Below are 19,171 nucleotides of genomic sequence, written 5' to 3' on the forward strand. Positions count from 1 at the left end.
CCCCCTCCCCCCACGGGGTGACCCGGCGGGTGAGCACGCCGGGGTGACGCGGGCGACAGGCCCCGGTTCATAGCGTCCTGTCCGATCCCCCCGATCGGACCGGAGGTCCCATGCTCTACCGCGCGTTCACCGTCGTCACCGTCGCCGCCCTGGCCTACGCGGCCGTTCCAGCCGCCCACGGCGACCGGATCATCCGCGTCTATGGCGATCTGCGCGCGGCCGAGCGCGTCGTGGTCGTCGTGCCCGGCTCCGACACCACGGCCGCCAACTTCGACGGCGGCCGGGCCGACCCGTACAGCACGCCGGCGTTCGGAGCCCGGACCGTGCTGGCCGAGGCGCGGGCGCTGGACCCCGGGGCACGGCTGGCGGCGGTCGCCTGGCTCGGGTACGACAGCCCGGCCACCACCAGTGTCGGCGCGCTGACCGACCGGGCCGCCCGGCGAGGTGCGGTGGAGCTGCGGCGCTACCTCGATGCGACGCTCCGCGGCAAGCGGGTCAGCCTGCTGTGCCACAGCTACGGCTCGGTGGTGTGCGCCGGAGCGGTCCCGGGGTCGGGGGTGGAGAGCCTCGCCGTCTTCGGCAGCCCGGGGCTCGGCGTCTCGTCCGCGGCGGAGCTGGGCGTCCCGCTGTGGGCGGGCAGCGGGCGGAGCGACTGGGTGCGGAAGGTGCCGAAGGTACGGCTGGGCCCGCTGGGCTTCGGGCCGGACCCGGCGGCGCCGGGCTTCGGGGGCAACGTGTTCGCCACCGGCGACGTGGGACACAGCGGTTACCTGCACCCGGGCACCGAGTCGCTGCGCAACCTCACCCTGATCGCCCTCGGCCGGACCGGCGAGGTGTCCCGTGGCTGACCGCACCGTACCGGCACGGCGGCCCGCGCCCGCCCCCGGCGCCCTCGCCGCCTTCACAGGCTTCACAGGCTTCACAGGCTTCACAGCCCGCATCGAGGCCGCCACCCCGGCCGGCCGGGACCGCGGGGTGGACGCGCTGCGGGCGCTGGCCGTCGCCGGAGTGGTCACCGGCCACTGGCTGATCACGGCGTGGGCGCCCCGCCCCGGCGGGACCGTGCGCGTCTCCAGCCCGCTCACCTACATGCCCTGGCTGACGCCCGCCTCCTGGGTGCTGCAGACGCTGGCGGTGTTCTTCTTCGTGGGCGGGTACGCGGCGGCGCGGAGCCTGCGGTCGGCCGCCGGATACCGGGTGTGGGTGCGGGCCAGGATGCGACGGCTGCTGCGTCCGGTGGGCCTGCCCGCCCTGGTGTGGGCGGGCGTCGCCGCCGGACTGGCGGTGGGCGGCATGCCGGTCGGGCCGATCCGGTCGCTGGTGCAGCCCGCGGCCGGGCCGGTGTGGTTCCTGGCGGTCTTCGCCGCCCTCACCGCGGCCACTCCCCTGCTGCGGGCCGCGCCGCTCGCCGTGGCCGGCTCGGCCGCCGCGGTCGTGCTCGCGGCGGACGCGGTCCGGTTCGGGCTCGGCGGGCCGTCCTGGCCGGGGTGGGTGAACGTGGTGGCCGGATGGCTGGTGCCGTACGCGCTGGGCGTCGCCTGGGCGGGCGGGGCGCTCACCTCGCGCCGGGTGGCGGCGGGCATGCTGGCGGCGGGCGCGGCCGGGACCGCGGCGCTGGTCACCTGGTTCGGGTATCCGGCGAGCATGGTCGGCGTCACCGGGGCGAAGGTGTCCAACCTCAGCCCGCCCACGCTCGCCGTGGTCTGCTTCGGGGTCGCGCAGGTGGGGCTGGCGCTGCTGGTGCGTGAGCCGCTGGCCCGGCTGATGCGGCGGCCCCGGCTGTGGGCGGCGGTCGCGCTGGTGAACCTGTCGGCGATGACCGTCTTCCTGTGGCACCAGACCGTTCTCGCCGCGGCGGCGCTGGCCGCGCTGCGCCTCGGCGGGCTTCCCGGTCTGGTGGAGGCGCCCACCGGCCCGGCCTGGCTGGCGCACCGGCTGGCCTGGCTGCCGGTGCTCGCCGCGCTGCTGACCCTCGTCGTGCCGGCCGTCCGCGCGGCCGGACGGCTCCGCGGCGGGCGCACCGCCGGGGGTGACGGGCGTATCGCCGTGGAGGACGGCGGGGAGGCGGACACCCGCGATGGGCGACCCGCGGAGGACGGCGGGGAGGCGGGCACCCGCGGCGGGCGACCCGTGGAGGACGGCCGGGCGCCGGGCGGCTCCGCGGTGGACCTCCCGGGCCCGGGGGAACCGGCGAGCGGAAGGTCGCTGCGAGTTTGACGGGTTTGGTGGGTTTTGTGAGGCTGGGGAACGATGTCAGCGTAAACCCCCTTCCCCGCGGAGTGATATTGAGCGAGGCACCGTTCTCCGAAGTGCTCAGGAACGCCACCCGGGACGACCACACCGCGGCCGAGAACCAGGACTACCTCGTCGCGCTGCTGGCCGGCCGGCTCAGCCCGGAGGGCTACGGCGCGATGGTCGCCCAGAACCACTTCGTCTACACCGCGCTCGACCGCGTCTCCCGGACCCTGGCGGACGACCCGGTGGCCGCGCCGTTCGTCCTGCCCGAGTTGTACCGGGGGGAGGCGCTGGAGCGCGACCTGGAGACGGTCTACGGCCCCGGCTGGCGGTCCGCGATCGAGCCGTCGGCGCCGACCCTGGCCCTGGTGGCCCGCATCGAACACGTCGCCGCCTGGCCGGGCGGCTACGTCGCCCACCACTACACCCGCTACCTGGGCGACCTGTCGGGCGGGCAGTTCATCCGGCGGGAGCTGCGGCGGATCTACGGCTACGGGCCGGACGGCGGCGCCGACTCCTACCGTTTCGACGCGGTCGGCAGCGTCCCCCGCTTCAGGCGGGAGTACCGCGCCCGGCTGGACGCCCTGCCCGCGGATGAGGACGAGCGGCGGCGGATCGTCCAGGAGGCCAGGCTCGCCTTCCGGCTCACCACCGAGGTGCTGGCCGACCTCGGCCGCACCGTCCGCGCCGAACCGGCCGCCTGATCCGCGAGCGCAGGTCACCACAGGCCGGCCCGAGCAGCGCCACGACGACCACCAGCGCCGCGAGCCAGCCGTGGTGCACCTCCTCCCAGTCGTCCTCCCGGGGGTACGGCCACGGCCAGTACGGGCCCCGGGCGACCAGGCTCACCGAGACGACCGCGAGCAGACCGCCCATCCCGGCGAGACCGGCCACCCTCCCCGGGTGCAGCCGGGCGGCCACCGACGCCGACAGCAGACCGACCGCGACGCACACCGCCGCCTCCACCGCCATCCCTGGCACTCGCAGCTCATCCCCCGCGCGCAGCCTGGCCACGGCGATCGCGCAGGCGGCCGCCCAGGTCAGCCCGGCGCCCAGGGCGCCCAGGGCGCAGCGCAGCCCCTGACGCACCCGGCGGGGCACCGGGGTGGCGCCGGTGTCGGCGTCCATCGCGTCGGACACGGTGAACGCGGCCGCCGCGCCCAGCAGCACCGCCGTCATCCGCAGCAGGGTGAGCGCCGTCCCCCACCCCAGGGCCGCGCCGGCGTCGACCGCGGAGATCATCAGCAGGGCCAGTGCGGCGGCGACCGCGAGGGGGGTCCAGTGGGTCGCCCTGAGCACCGGCCGCAACAGGCGGATCACGAGCACGGCGTCCCCCTGACCGGCTCGGGGGCGAAGTGCGGGCGCAGTCCCAGCAGCGGCAGCGCCCGCTCGATCGTGGTGCCCGATTTGAGCAATGTGTCTCAATGTGCCCAGATCCGTTCCCTGGCTCCGGGGGTGGCCAGCAGTTCGCGGGCGTAGCCCAGCTCGGCCGCGCCGGCCCGGCTCCACACCATGAACGTCCCGATGAACCGCTCGTCGTGGTCGTCGGCCATCCACCAGCTGTCGGAGTACTGCCGGACGACCGGCAGCCGGCCGCGCGCCGCCGGGGGCAGCGCCTCGACGACGGGCTCCACGGCCGAGGCCCACAGCGGGACCCAGGAGACGTACCGCGGGAACGCGCAGTACGTGACGGCGCCCCGCTTCTCGCACCTGCGGGAGTCCGGCCCGAGGTAGCGGTCGCGGACCCGCGCCGGGACGAGCCGCGCGGTGAACTCCATGCCCCTCGTCAGGGGCGGGTTCATCTCCTCCCCTCCCGGGGCGGCGGCGGTCGCGGCGGCCCCCGTGGGCACCGCCACCGCCACCGCGGTCACCGCCGCCGCCAGGCGCGCCGGTCTGATCCCGTGCCGCAGCAGGGCCGCGGCGGCGAAGAGGGCGACCGCCGCGACCAGGTACAGCACGTGCGGGCCGGACGGCCGGGCCGGCCAGTCGGGGCCGTGGAACAGCACCACCGGCAGGAACCAGCCGCCGTAGCCGCTCTGGTTGCCGTTCAGCCAGGTGAACACTCCCAGCAGGAAGGCCGCCGCGGGCACCGCGACCGGCCAGGGCGCCCACCTGCCGAGCGCCGCGCCCAGCCCCGCGGCGAACGGCACCGCCAGCACCCCCGCCAGCGCCTCGTACGGGTCGAACGTCCCGGCCACCGGCCCCATGGCCAGCCGCGCCACCAGATAGAGGGCCATCGTCAGCGCGGCGATCCCGGTGCCCGCCGCCACGGCCGCGACCACCGCGGCCACGGTCCGCTCCGGCGCCCGGCCCGGCAGCGGGCCGAGCGTCTCCGGCATGCCCTCGCGGGTGTCCCGGGAGGCGGCGAGGTGGGCGGCCAACATGGCGGCGGCGGCGAGCAGCAGCATGGCGCCCGACATGCTCACCGGGTCGACGGTCAGGTCCGGCAGCCACTCCCGGACCGCGTACAGCCGCAGGACCAGGCACAGGGCCGCCGCGCCCCACAGCAGCGGGCCGCGCAGCAGCCGGCGCGTCTCGAAGGCCACCAGCGCCCGCAGGCGGGCGGAGGACGTCACGCCGCCACCCCCGCCGCGTCGCCGAGGAGGAGCAGGTAGCCGTCCTCGATGGCCGGCACGGCGGGGACGGCGCCGGCCGGCCGCTCCCCCAGCGTCCGGTAGCGGCCGTCGGCGGTCCGCCAGAACAGCCGCGACGCCGCCGGGGGGTGATCCGACAGCCACACCTGCCCCGACGCGGCCGTGGCGAGACCCGCCGGGGTCCCCTCGAACACGACGCGTCCCCCGCGCATCACGACGACCCGCTCGCACAGGGCGGCGACGGCCGCCATGAGTTCGGCGTCGTCGCTGTCCGGGCCGACCGGGGGCGGTTCGCGGCGCCCGAACCTGAAGAGATCCACATTCCGGTCTATCGCGGGATCCGCCGGCTCCGGTTCCGTCTCGGGGGAAATACCGGGCCGGCTTCCGTGCGGGCGGGAAATGTCGGTGACGGCGGCTAATTTCCGATCATCCCGATCCCGAGGAGACCGCCGATGTATCGCCAGGGTGACATCCTGATCGTTCCCGTCGCCGAGGAGGCCGTGCCGCCTTCGGCCAGGACCGCGCCGTCCGCGCCGCGCGACGCCCGGGGCCGCCTGGTCCTGGCCCTGGGCGAGGCCACCGGCCACGCCCACGCGGTGGTGGGCCCGGGCACGCTCGTCCGCGGTCTGCACCCGATGGACCCCGACCACCTGCACCTGCCCGACGGCGGGCGCGTCGTCCACGAGGAGCATGCCGCGATCCCCCTGCCCAGGGGGTGGTACCGCGTGCAGCGCCAGCGCGAGTACATCCCCGGCGCCTTCCGCGTCGTCGCCGACTGAGGAGTCCCCGAGCATGACCGTCACCACCGAACTCGCCGACGTCCTGGCCGCCGCCGCGCAGCGCTGGGAGGAGGTCGCCTTCCGCGCCGGGCCCGCCGACCGCCCCGAGGCGGAGGCCGGCGTACGGCTGGCCTACCGGGCCGCCGGGCTGGCCGAACCCGGGGAGATCGTCTGGGCCGACTCCCCCCTCGCCGGCGCCCGGGCCGCCGCCCTGCTCGACACCGGCCGGTCCGTGCGCGACGCGGTGCGGACCGGCCCGTGGCAGCGCGCCAGGGCGGAGGCGTACGCCGCCCTGGGCCCGGCGGGCTGGGCGCTGGCCTGGGCCCTCACCGGGGGGCGGCTCTGGGACCCGGTGAACGGGATCGTGACCCGGATCCGCCAGGGCGTCGCCGCCGCGGAGGAGTCGCAGACCGCCGCCGCCGCGCTGCGCGCCTCGACCCTGGACGCCGTGCTGGGCCAGCACGACGCGCCGTGGCTGGCGCTGTTCGACGCCCTGGACCGGCCGGAGACGGAGGGGCTCGCCCGGGTCGCGCGGTCGGCGGGCTGGTGGTGGCCGTTCGAGCGGGTGGCCGTCGTGTGCGAGCGCCCCGCCGAGCTGCACCGCGACGGGATGTCGCGCCTGCACCGCGCCGGCGGTCCGGCGCTGTCGTTCCCCGACGGTTTCGCCGTGCACGCCTGGGGCGGCATGCCGGTCCCCGCAGGCTTCTCCGCCACCATGGCGGCGCTGACCGTGCAGCGGATCGACGCCGAGGAGAACGCCGAGCTGCGCCGGGTCATGCTGGAGCACTTCGGCTACGACCGCTACCTCGCCGAGTCCGGCGCCGTCCCCGTGCACCGCGACGAGGCGGGCGTGCTGTGGCGGATCACCCTACCGGACGACGAGCCGGTGACGATGGTCGAGGTGGTCAACTCCACCGCCGAACCCGACGGGACCTTCCGTAAATACTGGCTGCGGGTCCCGCCGTCCACCCGCACCGCCCGCGAGGGTGTGGCCTGGACCTTCGGCATGACCGAGACCGACTACCGGCCGGTCAGGGAGACCTGAGCCCGGCGGCGCCGACCCCGCCGGGCGGGCGCGCGGCGCGGAGGCCCGGTCACGCGCGCCCGGTCACGCGCGCCCGTCCGGGCCGGTGCGCCGGCGGGGCCCCGATCCGGCCTCCGGTCTCAGCGGGCCCGGCCGTGGAAGGCGGGGACACGCTCCAGGATCCCCCCGGCGAAGACGTCGTAGAGGCCGGTGGGCTCCAGGTGCACGTAGCCGATGTGGCAGTCGCACAGGGCGGCCGGGCACGGCCGGGCGCGCGGCCGGAACGTCCCGTCGTAGAGGTTGCCGAGGACCTCCGGGACGAAGTGGCAGCGCCGTACGGTGCCCTCGCCGTCCACCGAGATCACGGTGTCCCCCGTACGGCACGGCCGCCCGGCGCTGCGGTGCGGCGTGCGGCTGTAGGAGAAGAGCGGGTCGAGCCGCGTCCACTCGGCCGCCTCGGCGTCGGTGTAGGAGTGACCCTCGGCGGCGTTGACCCACAGGTAGACCTCGGCGGGCAGGTCGTCACGGAGCCGGCGGGCGTGGTCCAGGTGCTCGGGCAGCCCCACGACGCCGACGCTGAAACGGACGCCCATCCCGGTCAGGTCGCGGCACCGGCCGAGGAACCGCTCGTAGTCGACCTGCCCGGGGTGGTAGGTGACCCACAGGGCGAGGGTGCCGAGATCGGCCTCGCCCAGCCAGCCGGTGCGGCAGCTGAGGTTGGTCTGGATGGCGACCCGCCGGACGTGCGGCAGATGGCTGAGCCCGACCATCGCCCGCCGGTACCACGACCGGACGAGCCCCTCGCCCCAGGGAGTGAACAGCACCGAGACGGGGTGGTCGCGCTCCGCCGCCCACCGGGTGAACCGCTCCAGCGCCGCCCGGTCGCGGCGCAGCCGGGCGGGGTCGTCGCGGCGCTTGGCGAACGGGCAGTAGGGGCAGTCGTAGTCGCAGCTGGACAGGGGCCCCCGGTAGAGGACGGTCAGGTGGCCGGCGTCGCGGCCGGGCGCGGCGTCGTCCTGCGCCGCGGCGCCGCGGTCACACGTGCCGTGCGCGGCCTGGTCGTGCGCGGCACGGTCGCGCACCGTGAGGACGGGCAGCTCGCGGGGTCGTTCTCGCTCGTTCACCGCGCCTCGTATCCCGCCATCAGCTCCCGGACCGCGCCGGAGAACAGCGCCGGGCCGATCGCGTCGGAGTGCGCCAGCCCTTCCGCGGTGAGCCGCGGCCACCCGGCGTCCGTCTCCAGCCACCCCCGGGCGGCGAGGCGGTCGAACTCGGCGCCGAAGTCGGCCGTCGCCTCGGTGCCGAAACGCTCCCGGTAGGCGGCCGGGTCGAGCCCCTCGGCCTGGAGCAGCGACTGGATGAGATGGCGGCGGCGGCGCTCGTCGTCCCCCAGGCGGAACCCCACGTTGGCGGCGGTGAAGTCGCCGGGCGCCAGCCGTACGTAGTCGTCGATGATGGCGCGCACCTGGCGGGTGCCGACCGCGTACTCGTGGGAGTAATGCAGGGCGGAGGTGTAGGAGCGGGCGCCGCAGCCGAGCCCGACCATGCCGTCGCTCTGGCAGCAGTAGCCGGTCGTGTGGGCGGGGGCCGCCGTGCGGGCGGGGTCCGGCAACCGGAACATCCGCATGGACACCTGCTCGTACCCCGCGGCGAGCAGGTGGTCGCGTCCCCGCCGGTAGAGGCCCAGCCGGTGGTCGTCCCAGTCGCGCGCGCGGCGGCCGAGGCCGGTGAGCGGCCGGACGTACAGCGGGTAGAGGTAGATCTCCTCGGGTTTCCAGGCGAGCGCCGCGTCCAGCGAGTGACGCCACGACCGGGCGTCCTGCCCGTCGATGCCGTAGATGAGGTCGAGGTTGAGCGTCTCGAACCCGGCCTCCCTGATCCGGCCGAGCGCCGCCTCGACCTCCGCGCGCCGCTGCGGCCGGACCGCCGCGCGGGCCTCGGCGTCGACGAAGCTCTGCACGCCGATCGAGATCCGGGTGGTGCCCCGCTCGGCCAGGACCGCCAGGCGGTCGGCGGTCGCGGTCGCCGGTGAGGTCTCCACCGACAGCGGCACGGTCCGCAGGTCGACGCCCATGGTCCGCTCGGTCAGGTCGAACAGCCGGGTGAGTTCGGCCGCGCTCAGGTAGGTGGGGGTGCCGCCGCCGACGGCCGCGACCGCGAACACCGGCCCGCCCGGGGCGCCGCCGGAGGCACCGGGGGTGCCGGGGACGCCGGAGACGCCGGAGACGCCGGGGGCGCTGCCGGAAGCGCCGTCCAGGGCGGCGTCCAGGGCATCCCGTACGGCGCCGGCCTGGCGCTCCAGGGCGTCCAGGTAGGCGGCGACGAGCTCGTCCGGCGCGCCGGTCCGGGTGAACAGGTTGCAGAACCCGCAGCGCATCTCGCAGAACGGGATGTGCAGGTAGAGGGAGAGGCTGTCCATCGGCTCGCCCTCCCACACCCGCCGCAGCGGCGGGCGCGGGTCCAGCGGCCGGTAGGCCGTCTTGTGCGGGTAGGCGTAGACGTATCCCTGGTAGGGGCTCGCAGCCGTCACCATTCTCCCTGTTTCATTGTGAATTCCCCGTAGGGGACGGTCCAGACGACCTCGTGGCCGATCCGGTGCCCGACGTATCCGTCGTCGCCGTAGGCGGTGCCGTGGTCGGAACAGACGATCGCGAAGCCGGGCCTTCTGGCGCTCATCAGGGCGAACAGCCTGCCGATGTGCCGATCGACGTACTCCAGCGCGGCGGCGTGGCTGCGCAGGTCGTCGCCGTGCTCACGGGTCGCCCCCGGCAGGTGGAACCAGTTCGGCTGGTGCAGCGCCGAGACGTTGACGAACAGGAACACCAGTCCCCGGGCGCCCCGTACCGCCCGCTCGGCGCACTCGACCTGCGCCTCGAAGGAGGTCGGCGAGGTCACCCCGAACTCCGGATCCCAGTGGCTCTCGGCGAACAGTCCCGGAAGCGCGGATCCGAGCGGGGTGAGCTTGTTGAAGAAGCCCACCCCTCCCACGCAGACCGTGTGGTATCCAGCCCGGGCCAGTCCGCCGGGCAGGTCCGCCGCGTCGAACACCCAGGTGCCCTCGGCCGTCGTCTCGCTGCCGGGGAACGCCGCCGCGAACAGCCGGGGGTGCGGCCCCGGCGCGACCGGGGTGGGCAGGAAACCGGCCAGGATCGCGGCGTGCGCGGCATAGGTGAAGCTGCCGGGGCTGTGCCGGCGTTCCCATCGCCCGCCGGGCAGCGCCCGGGCCAGGGTGGGCAGCCTCCCCGCCCTGATCAGCTCGTCGGCCACGTCGTAGCGGAGCGTGTCGAGCGTCACCAGCAGCAGGTCGTGGCTGCCCACGATCGCGTTCATGTCCCGGGTCGCGCCCGCCGCGCCGCCCCGGCCGCCTCTCGTCCCGCCGCTCACCGTGTCACCGCCACGTGGGAGACGGCCGCGTGACCCGCGGGCGGATGACCCGCGGGCGGGTGACCGGTGGACGGGTAACCGGTGGACGGCCGGCCCGCAGGCGCGCCGGCGGGCGGATGGGCGGGCACGTGGCGGGCGAGGACCGCCCGGACCTGGGCCGCGTAGGTGTCGAGCCCCTCGGCCGCGCCTCCCGGCAGGCCCGTCAGCCCGGGCAGCAGGTCGCCGAAGGCGTTGACCTCCGCCACGGCGACGCCGCGCCAGTCGGCGCCCACCATCACGTCCACCCCGGCGCACAGGCTGCCGGGAAAGCACGCCGCGGCCCGCGCGCAGGCGTCCAGGACCCGTTCCCAGCCCCGCGGGCCGAGCCGCGCCCGGACCGCGCCGAGGTCGCCGCGCACGCCGCCGAGGTGCAGGTTCGTCATGGGGGCGCGGGCGGCGCGGGCGACCGCGTGGGTGGGCGTGCCGCCGACGGTGACCACCCGCAGATCGATCACCCGGCCGCCGAAGCCCGCCTTGGGGAACCACCGCTCCACGTGGAGACCGTCGGCGGCCAGCAGGTCGACGATCGCCGCCACCTCGTCCTCGTCCCCGTAGGAGCGCACCCGGAGCGAGTTGTGCAGCTCCACCGCGGCCCGCCCGCCCCCGCGCGTCTCGCCCCCGGCCCGCCCGTCTCCGTGCGGCCCGCCCCCGGCCCGCTCACCCTCGTACGGCCCGGCCCCGGCCGCTCCGCCCCGGATCAGCTCCGCCGAGGTGACGGCCTTGATCCTGGATCCGGCGACCTGCAGGGCGACGACCCCGGAGGCCGACGAGCCGTGGGCCGGCTTGACGAACACCCTCCGCCAGCCGGCCCGGTCCATCCGCTCGCGCAGTTCGGCGTAGCCGCCGACCGGCCCGGGCAGAGCGGGCGGCACCGGCACCCCGGCCGCCGCCAGCCTCGCGTGGCACCGTCGTTTGTCGAACATCACCGCGATCTCGTCGACGTCGGCGAGCAGCACCGCGCCCGGGGTGCGGGCGACGGCCCGGCGGATCCGCTCCAGCCCGGCTGTCAGGGCCGCGTGCCAGGCGGCTCCCCCGCCGGCCCGGGTCGGCCGTCCGGGGCCGCGCAGCAGCGCGTCGGCCTCGGCGTCCTGGCCGGGCGACTCGATCCGCACGAGCGACCCCGGCTCGATCCGGATCTCCTCGTCCCGCAGCACGCGGGTCCAGGGGACGACCGCGGGTGCGGGCAGGCCGTACCGGGCGCAGGCGGCGGCGAACAGGGTCACCCTGCGGTCGCCGGGCGTCCCGACGACGGCCGTCCGGACCGGCGTGTGATCACCGCGTTCGGTCACCTGGGGTCCTTACGGAATCGGGGTCGAAGTCGAAGTCGGAGCCGGAGCCGAGACCGCGACCGGGATCGGGGTCGGAGCCGGGAGGGAGCGGTGGGGACGGTCACTCGGCCACCGCGACGTAACGCCAGTCGTCGTCGGGATCCTCCTGCTCCGACAGGTCGACCTCGACGCCGGCGCCGGCGAAGGCCGCCCGGACCCGCTCGGTCATCTCGTCGCTCAGGTAGTGGTGGTGCAGGTCGAGGCGTGCGAGGTGGGTCAGCGGCTGGCCGGACAGCAGCGCCTCGGCCCCGGCGTCGGTCAGCGTGCCCATCGACAGGGCCAGCGACGTGAGCCGGGCCACCACCGGCGCCGACGCCACCGCCGCGGCGATCTCGTCCTGGATCTCACTGTCCTGCAGGCCCAGGTGGCGCAGGGCGGGCAGCCGCTCACCGGACAGGATCGGCGCCAGGTCCGCCACGGTGGCGTCTCCGCCGTACTCCGAGACGCCCAGCCACAGCTCCAGGTGTTCCAGGGCGGGCAGGTCGGATCCCGCGACGCCGCGCACGACCTGGGCGGGCAGCCCGCCCGTCTCGAACCGGAGCACCCTGAGGTTGCCGTGGCGGACCGGGTTCAGCGTGAGCCCGGTGCCCCCGCGCACCTCCAGCCGCTCCAGCAGCGGGAACGCCTCCAGCAGCGGGGTGACGTCGCTCTGCTGGATCCAGGAGATCTCGCACTCCTCCGACGGCATCGCGCCGAGGAACAGGGAACGCAGGGCCGGGAGGCGGCCGGCGTTGCGGGCGAGCAGCTCGACGACCCGCGAGCTGTCCGTGTCGTAGGCCTCCTGCCAGCCGCCGATGATGAGCGCCTTGACCGCGGCGGTGTCCGTCTTCTCCAGAAACGTGGTGAACCGCTGCTCGTAGCCCTCACTCGAGTCGTAAACGCTCTCCCCGATCCGCCACGCCGCCTGGTCGGCGGCGGGCGTCCGGTCGCCGGAGTCCGGGACCACGATCGGCAGGCCGGCGTAGGTGCCGTCGTAGAGACCGTCGACGCGGTCGGTGAACTCGGTGTGGTCCATCGGGGGCTCCCGTCAGCTGGAATGCGGCAGAAGACGTCCTACCAGAGATCACCGACACCCCGGGAACCGCGGTCCCCGCCGGCGGGGAGTCCCGGCGCCCTCCCCCACCCAGAAGCGGATCTCCCCGAAGGCATCCGGTGACCGGCGGCGATCCTCCGGCGACATCCGGTGATCGGCGACGGACCTCCGGCGACATCCGGTGACCGGTGGCGGGCCTCCGTTTCCGGCCGCGCGGGCGGCGAACCGCAAACGCCGGCGGCGAGCCGGAACAACCGCGGAACCCCGGTGATTGTGACAATCATGGACAACGGTCATCTCCGGCTCCGTTCGGCCACCGGCCGGTGGGTGCTCACCGCCACCGTGCTCGGCTCCGGCATCGCGCTGCTGGACGGAACGGTCGTGAACGTGGCGCTCCCCGCACTCGGCCGCGACCTGGACGCCGACATGGCGGGCCTGCAGTGGACCGTCAACGCCTACACCCTCACCCTGGCCGGCCTGATCCTGCTGGGCGGCTCGCTGGGCGACCGGTACGGCAGGCGCCGGGTCTTCCTGACCGGCGTGGTGTGGTTCGCGCTCGCCTCGGCCGCGTGCGGCCTGGCGCCCGGGGTGGAGGCGCTGGCCGCGGCCCGCGCGCTGCAGGGTGTCGGCGGCGCCCTGCTGACCCCCGGGTCGCTGGCGATCATCCAGTCGTCCTTCGCCCCCGAGGACCGGCCCCGCGCGATCGGCGCCTGGTCGGGGCTGGGCGGGGTCGCGGCGGCCGTCGGGCCGCTGCTGGGCGGCTGGCTGGTGGAGACGGCCGGCTGGCGCTGGGTGTTCCTGATCAATCTGCCGCTGGCCGCGCTCGTGGTGGCGGTGACCGTACGGCACGTGCCCGAGAGCCGGGACGCCGGGGCCACCGGGCGGTTCGACGTGCTCGGCGCGGCGCTGGCCGCGCTGGCGCTGGCCGGGATCACCTACGGCCTGATCGGCCTGTCGGCGCCCTGGGTCGTGGCGGGCGCGGCGCTGGGCGCGGCGTTCGCCTGGCTGGAGGTCAGGCGCTCACCGGACGCCCTCGTGCCGATCGGGGTGTTCGCCTCGCCGGTCTTCGTCGCGGTCAACGCCGTCACGCTGGTCATGTACGCCGCGATGGGCGTGGTGTTCTTCCTGCTCGTCGTCCAACTCCAGGTCTCGGCCGGCTTCTCGCCGATGGCCGCCGGATCGGCGATGATCCCGATCACCGTGCTGATGCTGCTGCTGTCGCCGGCGGCGGGCGAGCTGGCCAGGCGGATCGGCCCGCGCGTCCCGATGGCGGGCGGCATCCTGCTGTGCGCCGCCGCGCTGGTGCCGATGTCGTGGATCGGCCCCGGCTCCTCCTACGTGACGGGCGTGCTGCTGCCGGTGTCGCTGTTCGGCCTGGGCCTGTCGGCGGCGGTGGCTCCGCTCACCGCCACCGTGCTGGCCAGCGCCGCCGACCGCTACGCGGGTGTGGCCAGCGGCGTCAACAACGCCCTGGCCAGGACCGGCGGACTGCTGGCGGTCGCCGCGATCCCGCCCCTGGTGGGCCTGACCGGCGACGCCCTGCGGGACCCCACGGCCTTCACCGCCGGGTTCCGCGTGACGATGCTGGTCGGCGCGGTGATGATGGCCGCCGCCGCGGTGGCCGCCTTCTGGACCATCCGCCGCAACGTTCTCGCCGGGGAGGACACGGCGCCGCTCAGCGGCGCACCAGCCGGGCCAGGCCCGGATAGTCGGTGACGATCCCGTCGACGTCGAAGGACAGGTCCGCGGTGAAGCCCTCGCTCTCGTAGCGCACCAGACCGGGTTCCAGGTGGGTGTAGCGCTGGGCGTGGCGCAGCACCCGCAGGTGGGGCACCTCCACCAGGGCCATGACGAGGTCCATCCGCCCCTCGCACTCGTTGAGGCCGTGGCGCAGCACCGGCATCGTGTTGGTCAGCGGCGACAGCCCCAGGTCGCAGTCGAGCGCGCCGTTGAGGGCCTGGACGTTCCCGCCCGGCGACGGCCCGGCCAGGTGCCCCACCTCCTTGGTCTCGCACGACCAGGCGCCGTGCTCGGAGCGGCGCAGGTCGAGCGCCCGGTGCCAGCCCGCGCCGTGGACCCGTACCGACAGCATCTCGGTCATGTAACCGGGGAAGGTCCGCAGGGTGTACTCCAGCCGGTAGGGCAGCGGATCCGCGCCGATCGCCACCCCGACCGCCACCAGTTCGGATGCGAGGTCCACCTCCGCGTACTCGGCGCCCTCGTCCTTCAGCCACACGAGTGCCCGCATCGTTCGCTCCCCCCTCCGTCCGGCGTCCCGCCCCCGGGGAAAACCGGCCGACGGCACCGACCTACCCCCGTGGCCTCCCCCGGAACCGCGGGTCCGCGGGGTGACCGCCCCGTGTCCCGCGGCCCGCCCCCGAGCCGGTCCGGGCCCGCCGGGACACCGGGCCGCCGGGACAGAAGGCACCAGAAGGCGCCAGAAGGTGTCAGAAGGTGAACGCCTGCCGGCGGACGCTGTTGTCGAAGTTGGACACCAGCAGCTCCGGCTCGCCGACCGTGCGGATCATCGGCAGCCGGGTGAACAGCTCGCGGAACATCGTCCGGATCTCCAGGCGGGCGAGGTTGGCCCCCAGGCAGAAGTGCGGGCCCGGCCCGCCGAACCCGACGTGCGGCTTGGTGTCGCGGGTGATGTCGAACCGGTCGGGGTCGGGGAAGACCGCCTCGTCGCGGTTGGCCGAGCCGTAGAAGAGCACGACCTTGTCCCCGCGCCTCAGGCGCAGGCCGCGCAGGTCGTGGTCCTGGGTGACGGTGCGGCGGAACTGCATGATGGGCGAGACGTGGCGGACCATCTCCTCGACCGCCCCGCCGATGCGCCCCTCGAAGTCCTCAAGCAGCGCGCTGCGCTGGTCGGGGTGGTCGGTGAGCAGCTTCATGCCGTGCGCCATGGTGTTGCGGGCCGTCTCGTTGCCCGCGACGAGCAGCAGCGCGAAGAACGACCCCAGCTCGCGGTCGGTGAGCCTCTCCCCGTCCACGTTGGCGGTGACCAGCGCCGAGATCAGGTCGCCGCGCGGCTCCCTGGCACGTTCCCGGCCGAGGCGGATCACCAGGCGCTGCAGGGCGAGGAGCGCGACGGTGTTCTGCGTGGCCATCCGCACGGTGTGCGGCAGGCTGGGCCGTATCCCGCTGTAGGCGGTGGAGATGTCCACCTGCCGGTGCACCGCGGCCCGCACGTCGTCGGGGATGCCCATCATGTCGCAGATGACGTGGATGGGCAGCCGGGCGGCGACCTGGGTGACGAAGTCGCGCGGCCCCTCGGCCAGCACGTCGTCGACGATCCGGGCGCAGGCGGCCTCGATGCCGCCCTGCAGCCCGGCGAGCATCTTGGGGCTGAACGCGCGTGAGACGATGCGGCGCAGCCGGGCGTGCCGGGGGTCGTCCATGTTGACCATGGACTCGCCGAACACGTGCTTGACCCAGCCGGGCGGTTCGGGGCTGGTCACGCCCGGCTCGCTGGAGAACACCCTGGCGTTGCGGCTGGCCTCCACCACGTCGGCGTGCCGGACCAGCGCGTAGAAGCCCTTGCCGGAGCGGAGCAGCGGCACCCGCTTCTCCGCGAAGAACACCGGCCGGTCCAGGGCGCGCAACCGGGCGAACGCCTCGTGACGTTCCTTGGGCGGGCGGCGCCAGAAGTCAAGATCAGCCAGGTCGATGCGCATGACCTCAATCCTGACACGGCCTTTACCCAAGCCGATCGCCCCTGACCAGGTCTTTACCTTACCGAACTGTGATATAGCGCAACCCGTATCCGCGTCGACCACGGGGACTTCATCTTCTTGTGAGCCGGATGCCCGGATCCCCGCGGGCCATTCGTCTCCGCGCCCCCGGCGGGCGCGGCGGCCCGCCCCGGCACCGGGGCGGGCGTCCGCCCGGCGGCGACCCTGGCCGTCGCCGCCGGGGACGCGCTCCTCGGCTACGCCCTCACCGGACCTTCGACTTCGCGGTGACGCGGCTGCGGATCGTCTTGGCGAGCGCGCCGAGCGAGACGTGCCGGTCGGAGGTGACGGCCGCGCCGAACCTCGCCACGGCGGTGCCGCGGCGGCGGACCACCCAGCCCCGGATCTTGACGGTCGTCGAGTCCCCCTTGTCGAGCGAGGTGACCAGGCACCGTACGGTGCGTCCCTTGGTGGAGCACTTGACGCTGCGCGGCTTGGCGATCACCTTCACCGCCCGGAAGGCGCGGGAGAAGTCGCCGGTGAGCGCCAGGTAGTGCTGTCCCTTGGCGCTCTTGTTGCGGACCTTGACGGTGTAGGTGAGATAGCCGCCCCGGTGGGTGTACTTGGGGAAGTACACGTCGTAGCGGAAGTTCCTCGGGGGAGCGGCGGCGGTCCGGGCGGCCGCGGCGGTGGCGGCCCGGGCCGCCGCGGGGGGTGCCGCCGCCGCGGCGGCCGGCGAGGCGGGGACAAGAAGGGTGCCGCCCGCCGCCGCGGCGAGAGCCGCGGCGGCGAGCCTCTTGGGGAGGTAGCTCATAAGCCGCATCATCCATCAAAACCATCGGGATTCCCCGGGCTGTCCGGAACGAATTCGACGCGGCCGTCCGCCCGGGGCCGTACGGCCGCGAGGAGGCAGCCCGCGCGGAAGGACCGTACGGGCCCGCGGTGTCAGGCGGGCGCCGGGACGCCGAGGTACGGCGCGAGGTGGGCGTTGAGCGCGCCGCAGCCGAGATACTTCTCCACGGTGTGGACGTCGAACCGGTCCAGGTTCACCAGGGCCTCCTGGTCCACCCCGGTGAAGCAGGCGCGCAGGCTCGGGGGGATCGCCGCGATGTCGTCCTTGTCGGCGATGTTGACCCAGCGACGGACCCCCGGCGGCCGGGCGCCCCAGCCGTTGACCGGCGCGGGCAGCAACCGCTCGAAGATCACGCCGCGCATGCCGAGCGGGCTGCCGAGGGTGATCAGCAGCTCCACCTCCAGGCCCGGGTCGGACCACAGCGTCTCGTAGGCCACCACGCTGCCGAGCGAGTGCGCGATCACCGCCTTCGGCCGGTTGCGCCTGATCACCTCGGCCACCGCCGACCGCACCTTCGCCCGCACCCCGCCGTCCGCGGCGAGGTAGGCGGCGACCTCCGGGCAGAAGAACCCGGCGAAACCGGCCGCGTCGGCCCGCATGCGCTCCAGCAGCCAGCGGGTCATCCGGTTCAGCGCCCCGGTCAGCCCCTCCCCCACCGCGTCGAGCTGCCTGGCCCAGGCGACGAAGACCTCCTGCGTCCCGGCGTCCATGCGCTCCACGGCCCGCGGCGCCTCGTTCCCGTGCCCGCCCAGCAGGTGGGCGTAGTAGGCGATCTCGGCGAGGTAGCGCTCCCCGCCGTACGGCCGGCCGCCGGTCAGCCCGGCGTGCAGGTAGCGGTCCCACTTGCCGCGCATCACGGTGGCGGCGCCCGCGACGGAGCTCCCGGCGTCGCGGTAGTAGTGGTACTTGCCTATCCCGTGCACACCGACGATCTTCTCCACGTGCCCCGTCCCTCGCTCGGCCGATCCGCGCTCGCCCCCGGTCGCCCGGGCGTCGGCGCCGGCGGCCGTCCGCGTCCCGCCCGGGGAGCTCCGCACCGTCGGCGCCCGGCGACCGGCCGGGCCGCATGTCACTGTGGCGGAAGCCGGGACGCGCCACAAGAGCGTCTCCCGCCGGCCGGGGCAGTACAGGGCATAAATCGCTTGATCGACGGGTTTGACCGCTGGTTATCCTGGAACCCTTCTCCCGGAAGACCCCCACCGCCATCCGCACCAGTGACGAGGAGCCAGTCGCCATGCCCGGTCCGCTTCAGATCAGCGGCTCGGTCATCGTGCCCGAGACCGAGCTCCGCTGGCGCTTCTCCCGCTCCTCGGGCCCGGGCGGCCAGGGGGTCAACACCACCGACAGCCGGGTCGAGCTCGGCTTCGACCTCGCCGCCACCGACGCCTTCCCCCCGGCCCTCAAGGACCGGGCCCTTTCACGCCTCGGCCCCCGCCTGGTGAACGGCGTCATCACCGTCACCGCCTCGGAGTTCCGCTCCCAGCTGCGCAACCGGGAGGCCGCCGGGATGCGCCTGGCCCAGCTCCTGCGCGAGGCGATCGCCCCGCCCGCCAGGAAGCGCCGCCCCACCAAGCCCAGCCGGGGCGCCGTCGAACGCCGCATCGCCGACAAGAAGCGGCGCTCGGAGCTCAAGCGCCTGCGCCGCGACGGCCCCTGAGCCGGGACGGGCCCCGGCCGCGACGGGCTCCCGGCCGCGACGCGACCACGCGAGCGTGCCCGCGCGAGGCGCGGCCGGACGACCGATTCCCGCGCGGAACGCACCGGAGAACTGCCTATACATGACGGATTCCGGGCATCCGCCCACCCCCTACCGTGGTGACCCGTACAAGGGAGAGCGGGACGCGAGCACCCGCCGGCCCCGCCGCCGTCACCACGGGAGGACACCGTGACCGCCTACGCCGTCGCACACCTGCACCGGACCGAGATCGGCCCCGAGATCACCGAGTACCTCGAGAGGATCCAGGACACCCTGGACCCCCACTCCGGCCGCTTCGTCATCCACGGCGCCCCCGCCGAGGTCCTGGAGGGCACCTGGCCCGGCGCCCTGATCGTCATCTCCTTCCCCGGCATGGCCGAGGCCCGCGCCTGGTACGACTCCCCCGCCTACCGGGCGATCCTGCCCCTGCGCACCCGCAACGCCGACGGCGACACCATCCTCATCGACGGGGTGCCCGACGACCACCTCGCCACCGACGTCCTCAAGGGCTGACCCGGAAGGCACGGTCCGT

At 75.0% G+C, this 19,171-nt stretch carries 20 protein-coding genes; 8 read left to right on the forward strand and 12 right to left on the reverse strand.

The annotated features are described in order from the left end of the window. Nucleotides 1–110: 110 nt before the first annotated feature. The 3 genes from IEZ10_RS22300 (at nucleotide 111) to IEZ10_RS22310 (ending at nucleotide 2,939) form a co-directional block, all read left to right on the forward strand. Entirely contained in the window at nucleotides 111–848 is a 738-nt protein-coding gene (locus tag IEZ10_RS22300; RefSeq protein ID WP_189248435.1) for an alpha/beta hydrolase, read from the forward strand. Continuing rightward, nucleotides 841–2,217 carry an acyltransferase family protein gene (locus tag IEZ10_RS22305; RefSeq protein WP_229811514.1) on the forward strand — a complete coding sequence of 459 codons (1,377 nt, stop codon included), beginning with the start codon at nucleotides 841–843 and terminating at the stop codon, nucleotides 2,215–2,217. The genes IEZ10_RS22300 and IEZ10_RS22305 overlap by 8 nt, the downstream gene beginning before the upstream one ends. A 68-nt stretch (nucleotides 2,218–2,285) precedes the next feature. Further along, entirely contained in the window at nucleotides 2,286–2,939 is a 654-nt protein-coding gene (locus IEZ10_RS22310) for a biliverdin-producing heme oxygenase (protein ID WP_189248436.1), read from the forward strand. On the opposite strand, the gene IEZ10_RS22315 is transcribed toward IEZ10_RS22310, so the two are convergent. The 3 genes from IEZ10_RS22315 to IEZ10_RS22325 form a co-directional block, all read right to left on the reverse strand. Then, nucleotides 2,881–3,561, reverse strand: a complete 681-nt coding sequence (locus IEZ10_RS22315; protein ID WP_189248437.1) for a hypothetical protein — start codon at nucleotides 3,559–3,561, stop codon at nucleotides 2,881–2,883. The genes IEZ10_RS22310 and IEZ10_RS22315 overlap by 59 nt on opposite strands. Before the next feature lie 95 nt (nucleotides 3,562–3,656). Next, nucleotides 3,657–4,811 (reverse strand): hypothetical protein, encoded by a 1,155-nt coding sequence (locus tag IEZ10_RS22320; protein ID WP_189248438.1) that lies wholly within the window; start codon nucleotides 4,809–4,811, stop codon nucleotides 3,657–3,659. After that, entirely contained in the window at nucleotides 4,808–5,149 is a 342-nt protein-coding gene (locus IEZ10_RS22325; RefSeq protein ID WP_189248439.1) for a hypothetical protein, read from the reverse strand. Before IEZ10_RS22325 ends, IEZ10_RS22320 begins: the two co-directional genes overlap by 4 nt. Nucleotides 5,150–5,281: 132 nt before the next feature. On the opposite strand from IEZ10_RS22325, the gene IEZ10_RS22330 reads away from it, so the two are divergent. Together IEZ10_RS22330 and IEZ10_RS22335 are read left to right on the forward strand one after the other, a co-directional pair. Next, nucleotides 5,282–5,608 carry a DUF8820 family protein gene (locus IEZ10_RS22330; protein ID WP_189248440.1) on the forward strand — a complete coding sequence of 109 codons (327 nt, stop codon included), beginning with the start codon at nucleotides 5,282–5,284 and terminating at the stop codon, nucleotides 5,606–5,608. A gap of 13 nt (nucleotides 5,609–5,621) precedes the next feature. After that, complete coding sequence (locus tag IEZ10_RS22335; RefSeq protein WP_229811515.1) at nucleotides 5,622–6,653, forward strand: DUF6745 domain-containing protein; 1,032 nt, start codon at nucleotides 5,622–5,624, stop codon at nucleotides 6,651–6,653. Nucleotides 6,654–6,772: 119 nt separating this feature from the next. Here the strand turns inward: IEZ10_RS22335 and IEZ10_RS22340 are convergent, their stop codons facing one another. From IEZ10_RS22340 to IEZ10_RS22360, 5 genes are all read right to left on the reverse strand, one after another. Next, nucleotides 6,773–7,615, reverse strand: a complete 843-nt coding sequence (locus IEZ10_RS22340) for an STM4011 family radical SAM protein (RefSeq protein WP_189248531.1) — start codon at nucleotides 7,613–7,615, stop codon at nucleotides 6,773–6,775. 137 nt (nucleotides 7,616–7,752) lie between these two features. After that, nucleotides 7,753–9,165, reverse strand: coding sequence for an STM4012 family radical SAM protein (locus IEZ10_RS22345; RefSeq protein WP_189248441.1), 1,413 nt, complete (start codon nucleotides 9,163–9,165; stop codon nucleotides 7,753–7,755). Further along, the gene (locus tag IEZ10_RS22350) at nucleotides 9,159–9,962 is read right to left on the reverse strand and encodes an STM4013/SEN3800 family hydrolase (protein WP_189248442.1); all 804 of its coding nucleotides are present in this window, start codon (nucleotides 9,960–9,962) and stop codon (nucleotides 9,159–9,161) included. The genes IEZ10_RS22345 and IEZ10_RS22350 overlap by 7 nt, the downstream gene beginning before the upstream one ends. Before the next feature lie 50 nt (nucleotides 9,963–10,012). After that, nucleotides 10,013–11,344, reverse strand: coding sequence for an STM4014 family protein (locus IEZ10_RS22355; protein WP_189248443.1), 1,332 nt, complete (start codon nucleotides 11,342–11,344; stop codon nucleotides 10,013–10,015). 100 nt (nucleotides 11,345–11,444) lie between these two features. Continuing rightward, the gene (locus tag IEZ10_RS22360) at nucleotides 11,445–12,398 is read right to left on the reverse strand and encodes an STM4015 family protein (protein ID WP_189248444.1); all 954 of its coding nucleotides are present in this window, start codon (nucleotides 12,396–12,398) and stop codon (nucleotides 11,445–11,447) included. Between the two features lie 300 nt (nucleotides 12,399–12,698). On the opposite strand from IEZ10_RS22360, the gene IEZ10_RS22365 reads away from it, so the two are divergent. Further along, on the forward strand, nucleotides 12,699–14,132 hold the full coding sequence (locus IEZ10_RS22365) for an MFS transporter (RefSeq protein ID WP_189248445.1): 1,434 nt from the start codon (nucleotides 12,699–12,701) through the stop codon (nucleotides 14,130–14,132). On the opposite strand, the gene IEZ10_RS22370 is transcribed toward IEZ10_RS22365, so the two are convergent. The 4 genes from IEZ10_RS22370 to IEZ10_RS22385 form a co-directional block, all read right to left on the reverse strand. Next, nucleotides 14,092–14,664 (reverse strand): putative glycolipid-binding domain-containing protein, encoded by a 573-nt coding sequence (locus IEZ10_RS22370; RefSeq protein WP_189248446.1) that lies wholly within the window; start codon nucleotides 14,662–14,664, stop codon nucleotides 14,092–14,094. The two genes, IEZ10_RS22365 and IEZ10_RS22370, sit on opposite strands and share 41 nt — an antisense overlap. 199 nt (nucleotides 14,665–14,863) lie before the next feature. Continuing rightward, nucleotides 14,864–16,093: a cytochrome P450 gene (locus IEZ10_RS22375; RefSeq protein ID WP_189248447.1), complete on the reverse strand. Its 1,230-nt coding sequence runs from the start codon at nucleotides 16,091–16,093 to the stop codon at nucleotides 14,864–14,866. A 262-nt stretch (nucleotides 16,094–16,355) separates the two neighbouring features. Next, on the reverse strand, nucleotides 16,356–16,904 hold the full coding sequence (locus IEZ10_RS22380; RefSeq protein ID WP_189248448.1) for a hypothetical protein: 549 nt from the start codon (nucleotides 16,902–16,904) through the stop codon (nucleotides 16,356–16,358). A gap of 131 nt (nucleotides 16,905–17,035) precedes the next feature. Beyond that, nucleotides 17,036–17,884, reverse strand: a complete 849-nt coding sequence (locus tag IEZ10_RS22385; RefSeq protein ID WP_189248449.1) for a hypothetical protein — start codon at nucleotides 17,882–17,884, stop codon at nucleotides 17,036–17,038. Between the two features lie 293 nt (nucleotides 17,885–18,177). Here IEZ10_RS22385 and arfB point away from each other — a divergent pair, with 293 nt between their 5' ends. Next, nucleotides 18,178–18,600: an alternative ribosome rescue aminoacyl-tRNA hydrolase ArfB gene (arfB, locus tag IEZ10_RS22390; RefSeq protein WP_189248450.1), complete on the forward strand. Its 423-nt coding sequence runs from the start codon at nucleotides 18,178–18,180 to the stop codon at nucleotides 18,598–18,600. Nucleotides 18,601–18,828: 228 nt separating this feature from the next. Beyond that, nucleotides 18,829–19,152 carry a DUF1330 domain-containing protein gene (locus tag IEZ10_RS22395; RefSeq protein WP_189248451.1) on the forward strand — a complete coding sequence of 108 codons (324 nt, stop codon included), beginning with the start codon at nucleotides 18,829–18,831 and terminating at the stop codon, nucleotides 19,150–19,152. Nucleotides 19,153–19,171 lie beyond the last annotated feature (19 nt).

This window comes from Streptosporangium pseudovulgare, assembly GCF_014648055.1.
In the GTDB taxonomy this organism is placed as follows: domain Bacteria; phylum Actinomycetota; class Actinomycetes; order Streptosporangiales; family Streptosporangiaceae; genus Streptosporangium; species Streptosporangium pseudovulgare.